Source organism: Paenibacillus sp. EC2-1 (assembly GCF_049311625.1).
Lineage (GTDB): Bacteria > Bacillota > Bacilli > Paenibacillales > Paenibacillaceae > Paenibacillus_AQ.
On the sequence record NZ_CP186006.1, the window covers coordinates 2,098,353 to 2,112,596 of the forward strand.

Sequence of the window (14,244 nt, forward strand, 5' to 3'; positions counted from 1 at the left end):
CCCCGAGTTCGGCACTAGCAGCTGCTAGTACTTGGTACTCGGAGGCTTAATTATTTATGATATGAATTAAGGAAGTACGATTTCTTGAGCTGTGTTCAGATCAGTGAGTCCCGTAAGCTTAACAAGAACATCCTTTGGAACGTCCTTATCAACAGTTAGGAACATGATCGCTTCACCGCCGATAACTTTACGGCCCACCTGCATGGATGCGATATTGACATTGTTCTCACCCAGAAGGGTTCCGACGCGTCCGATAATACCTGGCTTATCGTTATGGGAGATTAGGATCTGGTGTCCTTCCGGTGCAATATCAACTGGGAATTTGTCCAGACGTACAATTCGCTCGCCATAACCGTGAAGTAGTGTTCCGGCAATCAGACGTTCGCTTCCATTTTGAGATTTCAATGTAACCGTCACGAGGTTCGTGAAGCCTTTTGTCTTAGGTGTCTGTGATACCACCACGTGAAGATCACGGCTCTTCGCAAGGTGCATTGCATTAACAATGTTCACCTCATTACCAAGATGACGCTCGAGGATGCCTTTTACGATGTAACGAGTCAGGGCTTGTGTATCCACTTCCGCAAGATCGCCAGCGTAATCAACATGAATCTCGTTTACGGCATGGGCTGTAATTTGTGCTACTGCACTACCAAGTTTCTCACCAAGTGGGAAGTAAGGTTGAAGTTTATTCATTACATTAGCTGCCACGAGAGGGAAGTTAACCGCATTCTTAAACGGCTCATTCCGCAGAATGTGGAGAACCTGTTCAGATACATCGATCGCTACATTCTCTTGAGCTTCCACAGTGGATGCGCCCAAATGAGGAGTAACAATAACTTTTGGATGCTTCAGGAAAGGGTGATCCTCTTGTGGTGGTTCATGTTCAAATACGTCAAATGCAGCTCCAGCTACGATTCCTTCGTCAATAGCTTCAACAAGTGCTTGTTCGTCGATGATTCCACCGCGAGCACAGTTAACGATACGCATACCAGGCTTCATAATTTCGAATTGTGGCTTTGCAATCATATGACGAGTTTCAGGAGTGAGTGGTGTATGCACAGTTATGAAATCTGCATTCCGGATAATCGTGTCTACGGAAGCAAGTTTCACTTCAAGTTTATCAGCACGCTCCTCAGTGAGGAAGGGGTCGAAAGCAAGGATGTTCATGCCGAATGCTTTTGCACGCTTAGCAACTTCGCTACCAATACGGCCCATACCCATCACGCCAAGAGTCTTGTTACGGAGCTCTACACCTAGGAAGGATTTACGATCCCAAGTGCCAGATACCGTCTTCGCATAGGCTTGAGGAATATGACGCGCTAATGCAATCATCATAGCAAAAGTATGTTCAGCTGTTGTGATTGTATTACCATCTGGAGCATTGATAACAACAATACCGCGTTTAGTGGCTGCTTCAAGGTCGATATTATCTACACCAACACCAGCACGGCCTACAACTTTAAGATTCTTACCTGCATTCATAATATTTTCTGTTACACGAGTCTGACTTCTTACGAGAAGTCCGTCATACTCTCCAATAATAGCAATAAGCTCATCTTCTGAAAGACCTGTCTTTTTGTCTACTTGTACGTCAGGTGCATCCATAAGCTGCTGGATACCCAAGTCACTAATCGGATCCGATACCAAAACTTTAAACATGGTTTCTCTTCCTCCTCAGTACTCTCTAATTATAGTTTGCTAGTTAATATAGAATAAGGATTGTGCTGAAGCACATTCCGTTACACCCGACTTAAGCGACGCGGTAATGCGGCAAAGGGAATAGCATATAAAAAAAACCCCGATCCGCATACTACTTCCGTAGTAAGGGACGAGAGTTATTCGTGGTACCACCCTTATTCACTGCCATATAGGCAGCCTCAAACGGCCTATCAAGGCCTTGATTGGTAACGGATATCATCCGATTACGCCTACTGAAATTCAGCGGAATATCTCAGGATCGCTCAAGCACACTTTTCGCCGCCGATTTGCACCCACCATCGGCTCTCTGTAGACGTAAGAAGCGTCTTTTTTCCATCATCGGTTTTAGTCGATTAATTTTTTCATAATGTATCATGGCTTTTACGATCATGTCAATAGGTATTTAGGGATGTATCTAAAGTTATGATCAGTGCTTTATCAAGGCGTGAGCCTTGTAATACGGGCGTTTTTTTTGCTATGATGCTTATACCCACTTATTTTATGACTGCTCATAGATTAAGGTTAGTAGCATAATTTTCAGTTCAGCATTTTGCATAATGCTCACTTATACACTTTTATTTTTCAAAGAATAAAGAGACAGGCAGGCTAACATGAAAAAATTCAAAATCAAAATCAAGAAGATTGAGCCGCATCAATTAAATGACCGGCTGCTGTTGATTAATCTATATTTAACCCAAGGATTGACGTTGATCATCGGCCTCATCTGGATTCTGTTCCAGAAGCAGAATCCCATTCAATTGCTTGCTCTACCATCAAATAATCATTTTATCCTTTGGGGGCTAGGTCTTGCTTTAACAATGTTAGCCATTGATTTTGTTCTATCCCGTATTGTACCTGAGAGTAGCATGGACGATGGTGGAATCAACGAAATGCTGTTCAGTAAAAGGCCCATATGGCATATCATTCTTATTGCATTTATCGTAGCAGTATGTGAAGAACTGTTATTCCGAGGAGCCATTCAACATGCTTTTGGTCCTTATTGGACGAGTATATTGTTTGCCGTTATTCATGTTCGTTATTTGAGGCATTGGATTCCTACGGGTTGGGTGTTTTTGAGCAGTTATGGTCTTGGATACATTTATATTGAGTCTGGATCATTGTGGGCACCGATTATTTGTCATTTTGTCATTGATTTAATATCAGGTATGATGATTCGTTTTCGGAGGAAGGAAGATAATGAACGAGCTTAGCAGAATGGATAGACATCGGAGCCGAAATAAAGGCCGGAAAAATAGTAAGGCTGCATCGAAGGATACAGTTTTTCGTTCAAAAGAAAACAAAGAAAATCTAAATTCAAGGTTGGATTCTAGATCACAGCATAGTACTAGCAAGGATTACTATGATTCTCAGCATAGAGCCCCTGAGGATGATGTGCTGCGTAGATCAAGATCTAGAAGAGAGAACAATGATGCTCAGTTAGATGAAGAATCAGCACCGTCTAGAAGCAGCACACATCCTTCACAAAAGGTTAGAATGAGCAAATGGTTTGTTAATTCACTTATTGTTATTTTTATCCTGTTGATGGCCGGTCTGCTCATTTGGGGACTGATCGGTGCACCACCCCTGGAGGAAATACTTTGATCTTATGGATAAGTTTAATCCTACTGATTCTTGCTTTATCTACTTTGCTATGGATGAGAAAGGAAGCGACCGGGTACCGCGTAAGAAATGAAATTGTGGAATCCCAGTCGATTCCTGAATGCTTTGATGGCTATAAGATTCTATTCATTACTGATATTCATCGTCGTAAGTTAACAGATGAGAAGTTACTAGAACTCAATCTTAAACCGGACTGCATCCTGCTTGGTGGAGATATTACGGAGAAGGGTGTCCCTTGGGAACGTGTGAGTTCAAATCTACAGTCTTTAAGCCGAATTGCACCTGTCTACGGGGTTTTAGGTAATCATGATCTGTATGCAGGTAAAGAGAAGCTGGAAGCGTTATTTAATAAATTTGGACTTACGCTACTTAAAGACAAGACGGTTAGATTAGAGAAGAATGGGCTTTCCATCGCACTAAGTGGTGTAATGCAGCCTGCAACACGCAAACATCCATACAGTAATTTTAAAGGCCATGCCAAAAAAGATCAGTATCACATCATGTTAGTTCATGATCCGATTTGGGTGATGGGGAAGCGCAATATTTTCGCAGACCTCGTCTTAGCTGGGCATACTCATGGAGGACAAATTGTTCTCCCTCTATTTGGAGCGGTTCGCTTAGAAGGTTTTTATAAGAAATATAGTGCAGGTTGGTACAATTTAATTCAAAAGTCTTCTGCCGCGGTACCGCTGCTTATTAGCCGAGGATTTGGCACTTCTCATATTCCTTTACGATTAGGTTCTCCATCTGAACTACACCTTATCACGCTTTTGAAAAAGCCTTGATCCAATCCGCATATGCGGAGGAGGGTCAAGGCTTTTTGCAATCATATTAATGTTTAGCTTAATGCTTAGCAATACCTGTTATGTAGGCAGCGATTAATTTATCTCATCTTTAGCTCAATATTCTGCGGATCTACAAATTGATAACCTTTTTTCTCAAGTTTGGTTAAAAGTTTGTCTAAAGCTTCGACTGTCCATGGAAGCTCATGCATGAGGATGTTGCTACCCGGATGAAGTTGATCCATGACGTTGTTGATTACGGCTTCAGGGTTGTTTTTACTTTTACTTTCCCAATCTAATGAACCGTTAGACCATGTCATGAATAACAGATTATTATCATTGGCAATTTTCTTTACATGATCTCCTGCGGAACCGAAGGGAGGTCTGAAGAACTTAGGCTTTTCTCCGATTGTATCCATAACAATCTTTTGGACATCTTCGATTTGTTTTTTGGCTTCTACTTGACTTTCTTTCTTGAGATCGATATGGTCCCAGCTATGATTTCCAATAATCTGTCCACGCTCATGAATTAATTTTAATAAATCTGGGTTTTGTTTAACACGATATCCATTCACAAAAAAGATAGCTTTAGCTTCATGCTTATCCAGTGTATCAATCAGACTATTAATCATTTTTTCATCTTTAGGTCCGTCGTCAAATGTTAGCAACACGACCTTTTCTTCAGTAGCTTTATCATTAGGTACAATATTAAACACTTTGTTAATGTGATACTGAGGCTTAACAGGAGTTTGTTCCGATGGTTGTTTTTCATTTGTATCTTCTTTACTTGTATCTTCTTTGTCATTTGAAGAGTCAGATGACCCATTAGTGTTTGTTGAGTCATTAGCGTCTGGAGTGACTTCTTCCTGATTAGGGTCTTTAACGCTTTGGTGTCCATTTGTGGGTGTCTCAGTCTGAGAGCCTGTTTCCGGATCTTTATTAGCCCCTTCTTGATTTTGTCCGCAAGCGCTTAGTAATAAACTTGCCGCGAGTAATAACGTAGTTGTCTTTTTAACCATGATTCCATCTCACTTTCCTGTTTTTATGCCGCATGAGTTGTTACTTACCCGAGAACACTACATATGAGTTTATCATAGAAGGAGGTAATATTTGTGAGAACTTCGTCGTTTATATACGGAGCTATTGTCGGTATTGCTGTCTACCGTTTGTTCTCCAGTAAGGGCATTATGTCATTCTCTTCAATGGTGAAGGGCGCAGATATTGGCCAGCTGGCAAGTACTGCGAAAGACATGATGAAAGACTATAACGGTAGTTCAAGTAATTCAAGCCGCTCAAGCCATTCGTACAGCACAAACCAAGGCAATAAAAGCCAAGAAAGCGTGCGTCCCAGTTCAAGCGGGGCTGCCATATCTAATCAATCCACGGGAAATCAACATGGGGAGCAGGCATCGTCTAATTCGAAGGCTGCCAACTTAAAGCAGCTGAAAGAGTTTATTCGCACGAACCCAGATATTAAACAAGAAGTTGAACAAATATTAAAAGAAACTCATACGGTCATACCGGGTTTGTAAACATTTGAACCGGATTCGAATCATTCTAAGGAAGTGTATTCCTTAGAATGATTCTTTTTTTTATAGGTACATATTTACGTGCATTTGTGGGTATTAAATGATAAAATCATTGTATAAAACTATTTTTGGAACGTCATCATCCAAGAATCATAAATTGTTATAACTTTTTTTGTTTATAGAGGAGGATCCTGTCATGAAAATAGAACGCTTGAGCCAAGATAAGATACGGATTTTCCTCACGTTTGACGATCTGAGTGAGCGTGGGATCCAGAAGGAAGAAATGTGGCAGGAAATACCCAAAGTGTATGACCTGTTTACAGAAATGATGGATCAGGCTTACAGTGAACTCGGATTCGATGCCACAGGTCCTTTAGCGGTTGAAGTGTTCGCTCTACCCGCACAAGGTATGGTGGTCATTGTAACGAGAGGAAAGTACGATCACCACTTCGGCGGCTTATCTGAAGATGAGATGCCAGATGAGATTTATGAAATGGAAGTAACTTTAGAACAAAGCGGCAGCATCGTTTATTCATTTAACGACTTCGAGATGCTAATTGAAGCCGCCCATATGTTGAACGATTTAGTCGACGGGGCAGGCACGCTCTATCACTATTTGGATAAATGGTTTTTATGGATGGATCCCGATCAACTGAACAGTGAGAAGCAGGCAGCTGTTGTTGCCTTGCTTGCTGAATTTGGTCAATCGTCTCCGGTAACAGACGCCGTTCTAGAGGAATATGGGAAGACAATCATGCCGCAACAAGCGGTAGAAAACATCTGCCTCCATTTTGATCGTAGTAAATAAGCAAGTGTGGGCATGTGAGGGCGGTGGCCGGACTACAGGCCCGCAATTAACAGAGGGGGAATTCGGTGCTGGTGTTCTCGATCATTGCGTCTGCTTTGGCGCCGGGTCTCGCTTTGCTCACATATTTTTACCTGAAGGATAGGTATGATCAAGAACCGTTGCATATGGTTGTCAAAGTGTTTTTGCTCGGATTTCTGATCGTGTTTCCCGTGATGATCTTACAACGGGGAATGATATTATGGCTTGGCGATAACCCGGTGGTCGAATCTTTGATCATTTCAGCGGGTGTAGAAGAGTTGTTGAAGTGGTTTGTATTATATCACCTTATATTTAATCATACGGAGTTTGATGAACCGTACGATGGCATTCTGTACGCAACAGCAATATCACTTGGTTTTGCAACGGTAGAGAATATTATGTATGCCTGGTACAGCCAAGCGGCTTTCGGGCCCATGTTAATTCGAGCGTTACTGCCGGTGTCCGGACACGCAATGTTCGGCATTATAATGGGGTATTATTTCGGGCATGCTAAGTTCCCAGGAACTAAATCAAATCGAGTCTTCTTGATACTATCCTTGCTTCTACCTTGGATGTGGCACGGACTTTACGACTTGATCCTCAATATGATGACTAACTATTGGTTGTGGTTTATTATTCCTTTGATGGTTCTCTTATGGTATGGAGGAATGGGTAAAATCTCACGCGCTAACAACCGATCTCCTTTTCGCTTTATTAAGCGAGATGAAGAGGTTAAGACTTAACAATATAGGACACACTTCATCGTAGAGCCCCTTGACTGTCAGTCAGGGAATGAACGATGGAGGTGTCTTTTTTTGTGCGTGTAAAAGTGAAAATACGTTGTAAAGCATGTGGGGAGAGATTCATATTACGAGGGCGTAAAGAACAAGGGCGCATAGAAACAGGCTTTAAACAATGCCTTTGCGATAACCAGAGCCAATTTGAAATTGAGGAAGATTTGTAAAGGAAAACTGTAATAGGTATGTTTTATAAACAATGCATAAGACTTCTTTCTTCTACTCAAACTAACGTCAGTGAATAGAAGAAAGGAGATTTAGCCACATGTATAAACGTATTAGTGCCGTATTGTTCCCGGTGGTCACTATTCTATTGGTTGGCTCACTTATGTGGGGGAACCAGGTTAAGGAAGATCGGAACAGTATTCAGATTAAAGCAGAGAATCAGTATCAACGAGCTTTCCATGATTTGTCTTTTCATATGGACCGAATTCACGGAGAAATTGGTAATACTTTGGCGGTAAATTCAGCATCTCAAGGCATGCATCGTAAGGGCTTGATGAATGTCTGGAGACTTGCTAGTGAAGCCCAAAGTGAGATAAACCAACTTCCACTTACGATGCTTCCTTTTAGCAAAACGGAGGAGTTTCTTTCACTGATCGCAAACTTTACTTATAAAGCTGGCGTTCGTGACATGACAAAGGAACCACTTAACGAGAATGAGGTTAAGACATTAAAGTCGCTGTATGCGAATTGTGGTGAGATTACGAAGGATTTGGAGAACGTACGTAATACTGTTCTGGCAAAGAACCTTCGCTGGCTTGATGTAGATACTACAATGGCTAAAAATCATCAGCAGGCAGGCAATGCGATTATTGATGGGCTTAGTTCCGTTAATAAGAAGGTCGAGACATACCCTGAACTTGATTGGGGGCCATCGGTCACTAGCATGTATGAGACACGTTCTGTAAAGATGCTCTCTGGAGTGCCTGTAACGGAAAAAGACATTACCCGTAAAGCGTTGAAATTTGCAGATGCCGGGTCTAATGCGAGTTGTAAGGTCATAGAGAACGGGAAGGGGACAGATTGGGAGTCCTATACTGCGACTGTGCAATCACCAAAAGGAAGTCCACTAACGATGGATTTTACTCGTAAAGGTGGCTTACTCACTTCTTACAGAGATGATCGTCAAGTGGGGCCCAAAAAAGTGTCTATAGATGATGCTATGAATAAAGCTGAAGAATTTCTAGCGAAGAAGGGTTACCGAAATATGAAGGCAGTTAATGCTGATCCATATGATAATCTGGTAAACTTCACCTTTGTTCGGAAACAGGATGATGTGCTCATCTATCCGGAGAAGATGACGGTTAGATCTGCACTCGATAACGGTGATGTTGTTGGTTTCCAGGCGAATGAATTTGTGTACGAGCACAAAGATAATCGTGATATTCCAGAACCTAAGCTGAGCCTCTCTGAAGCTAGAAAAACATTGAATACAGATTTTGAGGAAGTGTACAGTCGCAAAGCTTTGATTAAAAATGATCGTTCTGAGGATACTCTCTGCTATGAGATCGGTGGAAAAATCAATGGTGCCCAGTATCGCCTCTACATTAACGCAGATACCGGCCTTGAAGAAAGCGTTGAGATTATTAGAGATTCTGCAGCAGACGTACACTAAAATTTAATGATTAACTTGAAACGAGTCTCCTAACTTGGAGGCTCGTTCTTTCGTTCTCTGAAGATTTTATATCTTTAGCAACTGGACTGCGTGGTATAATGAATTTTGTTGATATTATCCAGGTAGAAGGTGAAAGGTTTGTATCTTAAAATTAATGATATCTTGTTTATCCAAATGGATACGGGAGACGAAAAAGAATCGAAAATTGTTTACAAATCAAGAATTTGCGAAATTACCGAAGACGCTATTTTTATGGAGGTACCGATTCAGGAAGGCACAAATCGTCTGAAAAAATTGTACATAGGGGACGAATTATCCACCTATTTTTTGACAGAGGGTGGTATTAAAAATTATTTTAATACGTATGTTTTGGGATTTCATGAGGATGTCATTCGTCAAGTCAGGATTCGAAAGCCTGATCCAGAGGAAATAACGAAAATTCAAAGGCGCAGTTTTTTGCGGGTTCAAGCCGAATTAGAAATAGCAGTTAGTCATAAGGATGGCAGACGTTATGTATCCACAACAGAGGATGTTGGAGGTGGCGGAGTATCTTTTTATGCGGGGCCTGATGAATTGATTAAAGAATCAGACCTGCTATCCTGCTGGCTACTAGTTCCTTATAAAAACGGTTCAGTTGAGCATGTTCCTTTCGAAAGTGAAGTTGTACGGGTCAAAGAACTTCTTAATGGCCGAAAACTAATCATGCTTAAGTTTAACAGCATTGTAGATATGGAGAGGCAGAAGCTGATCCGTTTTTGTTTTGAAAGACAATTCGACTTCAGAAATCGATAGAATAAAATAGAAGTGAGAATGCCATCCTAACTGGAAAAGATAAAAGGTGGTTATGTCTCATGACTAGAGTAGATGTGAGAGAAATTGAAGATGGGACTATAACAGAGGTTAAGTTAGATCCATTAATAGAGCATGTTGACTTTCTTGGTAACCTAATATTGAGGATTCTGAAATGGTTGGGAATCAGTCTCCTTGTGATACAGATGCTGTTACATATTGATGGAACTCGGCCTTATCTCTCACCAGTCTATCGAATGGAAGGAGTGCCCATAGATACAGGGAATGTAAAGGATTGGATGGATGTAAAAAAGCCTTCTTTTTTGCATCACTCTAGTTAGTGTGGTATAATTTTCACGTCGCAGGCAATGCCTGCTTTTTTCTTGAGGCTCATGTTTGAGGAGGAATGCCCCGTTGGTTATGCAGGGTACTGAGAAGAATGACAGAATAAATATTGCCATCGACGGACCTGCAGGGGCGGGCAAAAGCACGGTTGCCCGGATGGTGGCGAACAAGCTCCAGTATATTTATGTAGACACCGGAGCCATGTATCGGGCTGTCACTTGGTATATGCTGAATGAAGGAATTTCTTCAGAAAATCCCGATAAGGTGCTTCAAATCGCGCAAAATATGGTGATTGAATTACAACCACATGAAAATGGACAGTTGGTTCTGTTGAACGGGGAGGATGTAACACCATATATCCGCTCTCATCAGGTCAGCTCAGAAGTATCTCGTTATGCTCAAATTGAAGGCCTTCGTAATCAGCTCGTTGATTTACAGCGACAAATGGCATTGCGTAAAGGTGTCGTAATGGATGGACGAGATATCGGAACAACTGTATTGCCAGATGCAGAGGTCAAAATTTTCATGACGGCAAGTGTCAAGGAACGTGCTCTCCGCCGATTCAATGAATTGGGTACTGCGGAAGGAGTATCTTTGGAACAACTGGAATTGGATATCGCGACGCGCGATCGCTTGGATCAGGAGCGCGAGGTGTCGCCACTTCGCTGTGCCGAGGACGCTATAGTTCTGGACACAACAGAGATGAGTATTCATCAGGTTGTAGAAGCGATACTTTCTTACTGCACAATTCAAAAGGATGGGGAGAATTAGACATGATCTATGTGTTCTGCAGAGCGGTAGTTCGCGGGTTGTTCGCCGTGTTGTACCGGTTTGAATCCGTTGGCGTACATAACATTCCTGCGGAAGGCGGTGTGATGATCTGTTCCAATCATATTAGCCTTAGAGATCCAATATCTGTAGGCATACATGTGAAGCGACAGGTCAAATTCATGGCCAAAGCCGAATTATTTAAGATTCCGGTATTCGGCTGGTTAATTCATAAGCTGGGAGCGTTTCCTGTGAAACGCGGTGGTGTAAGTAAAGAATCAATTAAGACATCACTAAACATCCTACGCAATGGTGAAATAATGGGGATCTTTCCTGAAGGTACGCGGAATTCGGATGCCGAAGCAGCCAAGCGTGGTGCCGCAAGCTTTGCACTACGTAGTGATGCTACAGTAATTCCGGCTGCTATCATTGGGGATTATAAGCTTTTCCGAAAAACAAAGATTATTTACGGAGCTCCTGTAGATTTATCGCGATTTAAAGGGGATAAATCACCTGAGGCTTTGAATGAAGCCACTGCACTTATTATGAAAAGTATTAATGAAATGCGGGCTACAGGAAAACCTACCGTGAATTGATGTTTTTATTAAATCGTGTATAAAATACATGAACATTATGGAAAGCTATAACAACAATTATGTTTTGAACTTCGCATAAGCGGGTTTAAATAAATGGGGTTTGAATTGAGGAGGTTATTGACATGTCGGAAGAAACAAAAAATGTTGAAACACAAAGCCAAGATCAGCTGGACCAAATCGTATCCTTGAAAAAAGGGGACACCGTGAAAGGGACGATCGTCAAACTGGAGGATAACCAAGCTTATGTAAGCATTGGATATAAATATGACGGAGTAATTCCTGTTCGCGAATTGTCTGCTGTTCAATTGGATAACGCATCTGATGCGGTTCAAATTGGCCAAGAAGTAGAATGCAAAGTTGTCAGCATTAACGACGACAAGGAAAGCTTGGTTCTTTCCAAACGTGCGATTGATTCTGAAAGCGCATGGGATGCACTTGAGAAGCATTTTGCAGATCAAGATGTTATTGAAGTTGTTGTAGCTGATGTTGTAAAAGGCGGTTTGGTAGCTGACGTAGGTGCTCGTGGATTCATCCCGGCTTCTATGGTTGAGCGTCATTTCGTTGAAGACTTCAGCGATTATAAAGGTCGCACTCTTCGTGTGAAAGTTAAAGAACTAGATCGCGAGAACAACAAAGTTATCCTTTCCCAGAAGGATGTTTTGGAAGCTGAATTCGAAGCTAACAAGCAAAAAGTTATGGCTGAGCTTCAAGAAGGTCAAGTGCTTGAAGGAACAGTTCAACGTTTGACTCAATTCGGCGCATTTGTTGATGTAGGTGGCGTGGACGGGTTGGTTCATGTATCCGAAATCGCATGGAGCCATGTTGAGAAACCAGCTGATGCTCTTTCCGAAGGGGACAAAGTGACTGTTAAAGTTCTGAAAGTTGATCCTGAAAAAGGAAAAATCAGCCTCAGCATTAAAGCAGCACAACCAGGTCCATGGGAAACAGCTGCTGAAAAATTCCAAACAGGTGACGTTGTTACGGGTCAAGTTAGACGTCTCGTGAACTTTGGTGCATTTGTAGAGTTAGCTCCAGGGGTTGAAGGTCTGGTGCATATTTCTCAAATCTCTCATAAGCATATCGGAACTCCACAAGAAGTTCTGAAAGAAGGTCAAGAGGTTCAAGTTAAGATTCTCGACATCAACGCTGACGAGAAGCGTGTAAGCTTGAGCATTAAAGAGACTGAAGAAGCACCTGCTACTCCATCTCCAAGACCTGAAAAGCAGTCTAAAGGTCCTAAAATCGACCTGAAAGACAATCCTAACGTATCTTTGAATAACCAAGGTATGAGTGTAACGCTCGGAGAACGTTTCGGCGATAAACTAAGCAAATTCAAGTAAGGCCCCGAAACGAATGACCGGTCAAATGACCTATCATAATTAAGTCGGCGGACCCAGTATTGGGTTCGCCGTTTGTTTTTTAAGATTTACTGCATACAGATGCAGTAAATTGGGAATGAAACTATTAGAAACTGAAGATGAAACGTTAGCCAATTGTAACGTTTTTTGCTATGATGATAATCGTAAGCATTGACAGGAGGAGTGAATATGGCAAGACCCGTAGTGGCTATTGTCGGCAGGCCGAATGTCGGTAAATCGACAATCTTTAATCGCTTGATTGGCGATCGGCTAGCCATCGTTGAAGATAAACCAGGGATTACACGTGATCGAATATATGGCGGTGCTGATTGGAATGGCAAGCTATTCAGTGTGATCGATACCGGTGGAATCGAGATTGACGGCGATGATATGATTTTGAGATCTATTCGCGTACAAGCGGAATTGGCTATTGAAGAAGCCGATGTAATTGTGTTTATGTGTGACGCGAAGTCGGGAGTTACCGGCTCCGATGAAGAAGTTGCACAAATATTGTTCCGCTCTGGGAAGCCAGTCATTCTGGCAGTAAACAAAGTGGATAATATGAAGAGAGCAGAAGATATTTATGAATTCTATAGCCTTGGTTTCGGGGATCCTATAGGTATTTCAGGAAGCCACGGTACCGGTATAGGGGATTTACTCGATGCTGTTGTTGAGAACTTACCTGATTTAACAGATGATGAGTATGATGATGATGTTATCAAGGTAGCTCTAATCGGGAGACCGAACGTTGGTAAATCCTCACTCGTAAATGCTATTCTCGGTGAAGAGCGGGTAATTGTAAGTGATATCGCGGGTACAACCCGTGATGCGATTGATACGCCCTTTGAGAAGGACGGTCAGCGTTACGTATTAATCGATACTGCGGGTATGCGTAAACGTGGTAAAGTTTATGAGACAACGGAGAAGTACAGTGTTATGCGTGCCATGCGTGCGATTGAGCGTGCAGATGTAGTTCTTGTGCTTATTAATGGAGAAGAGGGCATTATCGAACAGGACAAACATATTGCAGGATATGCTTATGAAGCGGGTAAAGCTTCATTGTTTGTTGTGAATAAATGGGATGTCGTGGAGAAGGACGACAAGACGATGCAGAATTTTGAGAATAAAATTCGCGATCATTTCCTATTTATGACTTATGCTCCGGTTGTGTTCCTATCTGCTAAGACAAAACAACGTTTACAGAAATTGCTGCCTGTAGTGAAGCATGTTGCTGAACAGCATACGCTTCGTGTACAGACTCACTTGCTTAACGATGTTGTTTCTGATGCAGTAGCGATCAATCCTCCACCTACAGATAAAGGACGGAGATTGCGAATTAACTATGTAACTCAGGTTGCCGTTAAACCACCAACAATGGTTGTATTCGTAAATGATCCTGAAATGATGCACTTTTCATACGAACGGTACTTAGAGAATAAGATACGTGCAGCATTCAACTTTGAAGGGACACCTATTCGTATATTCACAAGACGAAAGTCTGATGAGAGTTAGGGGAGA

General features: G+C 41.9%; 15 protein-coding genes and 1 other annotated feature. Of the genes, 13 read left to right on the plus strand and 2 right to left on the minus strand.

The window, feature by feature from the left end; all coding sequences use genetic code 11:
* Positions 1 to 66 precede the first annotated feature (66 nt).
* Complete coding sequence (serA, locus tag ACK8P5_RS09890; protein ID WP_422660770.1) at positions 67 to 1,659, minus strand: phosphoglycerate dehydrogenase; 1,593 nt, start codon at positions 1,657 to 1,659, stop codon at positions 67 to 69.
* A 162-nt stretch (positions 1,660 to 1,821) separates the two neighbouring features.
* Positions 1,822 to 2,047: a binding site (T-box leader), on the minus strand.
* A gap of 262 nt (positions 2,048 to 2,309) precedes the next feature.
* On the opposite strand from serA, the gene ACK8P5_RS09895 reads away from it, so the two are divergent.
* From ACK8P5_RS09895 to ACK8P5_RS09905, 3 genes are read left to right on the plus strand one after another with little or no spacing between them, the layout of a single operon-like run.
* Positions 2,310 to 2,909: a type II CAAX prenyl endopeptidase Rce1 family protein gene (locus tag ACK8P5_RS09895; protein ID WP_422660771.1), complete on the plus strand. Its 600-nt coding sequence runs from the start codon at positions 2,310 to 2,312 to the stop codon at positions 2,907 to 2,909.
* 4 nt (positions 2,910 to 2,913) lie between these two features.
* On the plus strand, positions 2,914 to 3,300 hold the full coding sequence (locus tag ACK8P5_RS09900) for a hypothetical protein (protein ID WP_422660772.1): 387 nt from the start codon (positions 2,914 to 2,916) through the stop codon (positions 3,298 to 3,300).
* Positions 3,297 to 4,103, plus strand: coding sequence for a metallophosphoesterase (locus tag ACK8P5_RS09905; protein WP_422660773.1), 807 nt, complete (start codon positions 3,297 to 3,299; stop codon positions 4,101 to 4,103). Before ACK8P5_RS09900 ends, ACK8P5_RS09905 begins: the two co-directional genes overlap by 4 nt.
* 98 nt (positions 4,104 to 4,201) lie before the next feature.
* On the opposite strand, the gene ACK8P5_RS09910 is transcribed toward ACK8P5_RS09905, so the two are convergent.
* On the minus strand, positions 4,202 to 5,119 hold the full coding sequence (locus ACK8P5_RS09910) for a polysaccharide deacetylase family protein (RefSeq protein WP_422660774.1): 918 nt from the start codon (positions 5,117 to 5,119) through the stop codon (positions 4,202 to 4,204).
* 93 nt (positions 5,120 to 5,212) lie between these two features.
* Between ACK8P5_RS09910 and ACK8P5_RS09915 the strand changes: the two genes are divergently transcribed.
* The 10 genes from ACK8P5_RS09915 to der all read left to right on the plus strand — a co-directional run bounded on the left by ACK8P5_RS09915 (position 5,213) and on the right by der (position 14,238).
* Complete coding sequence (locus ACK8P5_RS09915; RefSeq protein WP_422660775.1) at positions 5,213 to 5,632, plus strand: hypothetical protein; 420 nt, start codon at positions 5,213 to 5,215, stop codon at positions 5,630 to 5,632.
* Between the two features lie 193 nt (positions 5,633 to 5,825).
* Positions 5,826 to 6,437, plus strand: coding sequence for a genetic competence negative regulator (locus tag ACK8P5_RS09920; RefSeq protein WP_422660776.1), 612 nt, complete (start codon positions 5,826 to 5,828; stop codon positions 6,435 to 6,437).
* Between the two features lie 65 nt (positions 6,438 to 6,502).
* Complete coding sequence (gene prsW / locus ACK8P5_RS09925; protein ID WP_422660777.1) at positions 6,503 to 7,198, plus strand: glutamic-type intramembrane protease PrsW; 696 nt, start codon at positions 6,503 to 6,505, stop codon at positions 7,196 to 7,198.
* A gap of 319 nt (positions 7,199 to 7,517) precedes the next feature.
* Positions 7,518 to 8,870 carry a germination protein YpeB gene (gene ypeB, locus ACK8P5_RS09930; protein ID WP_422660778.1) on the plus strand — a complete coding sequence of 451 codons (1,353 nt, stop codon included), beginning with the start codon at positions 7,518 to 7,520 and terminating at the stop codon, positions 8,868 to 8,870.
* 138 nt (positions 8,871 to 9,008) lie between these two features.
* Entirely contained in the window at positions 9,009 to 9,662 is a 654-nt protein-coding gene (locus ACK8P5_RS09935) for a flagellar brake protein (RefSeq protein WP_422660779.1), read from the plus strand.
* Between the two features lie 59 nt (positions 9,663 to 9,721).
* A complete protein-coding gene (locus tag ACK8P5_RS09940; protein ID WP_422660780.1) occupies positions 9,722 to 10,000 on the plus strand; it encodes a hypothetical protein in 279 nt (92 codons plus the stop codon).
* A 79-nt stretch (positions 10,001 to 10,079) separates the two neighbouring features.
* On the plus strand, positions 10,080 to 10,775 hold the full coding sequence (gene cmk / locus ACK8P5_RS09945) for a (d)CMP kinase (RefSeq protein WP_422661429.1): 696 nt from the start codon (positions 10,080 to 10,082) through the stop codon (positions 10,773 to 10,775).
* 2 nt (positions 10,776 to 10,777) lie between these two features.
* Positions 10,778 to 11,368, plus strand: a complete 591-nt coding sequence (locus ACK8P5_RS09950; protein ID WP_422660781.1) for a lysophospholipid acyltransferase family protein — start codon at positions 10,778 to 10,780, stop codon at positions 11,366 to 11,368.
* Between the two features lie 122 nt (positions 11,369 to 11,490).
* On the plus strand, positions 11,491 to 12,708 hold the full coding sequence (rpsA, locus tag ACK8P5_RS09955; RefSeq protein ID WP_422660782.1) for a 30S ribosomal protein S1: 1,218 nt from the start codon (positions 11,491 to 11,493) through the stop codon (positions 12,706 to 12,708).
* A gap of 207 nt (positions 12,709 to 12,915) precedes the next feature.
* Positions 12,916 to 14,238 (plus strand): ribosome biogenesis GTPase Der, encoded by a 1,323-nt coding sequence (gene der / locus ACK8P5_RS09960; protein WP_422660783.1) that lies wholly within the window; start codon positions 12,916 to 12,918, stop codon positions 14,236 to 14,238.
* Positions 14,239 to 14,244 lie beyond the last annotated feature (6 nt).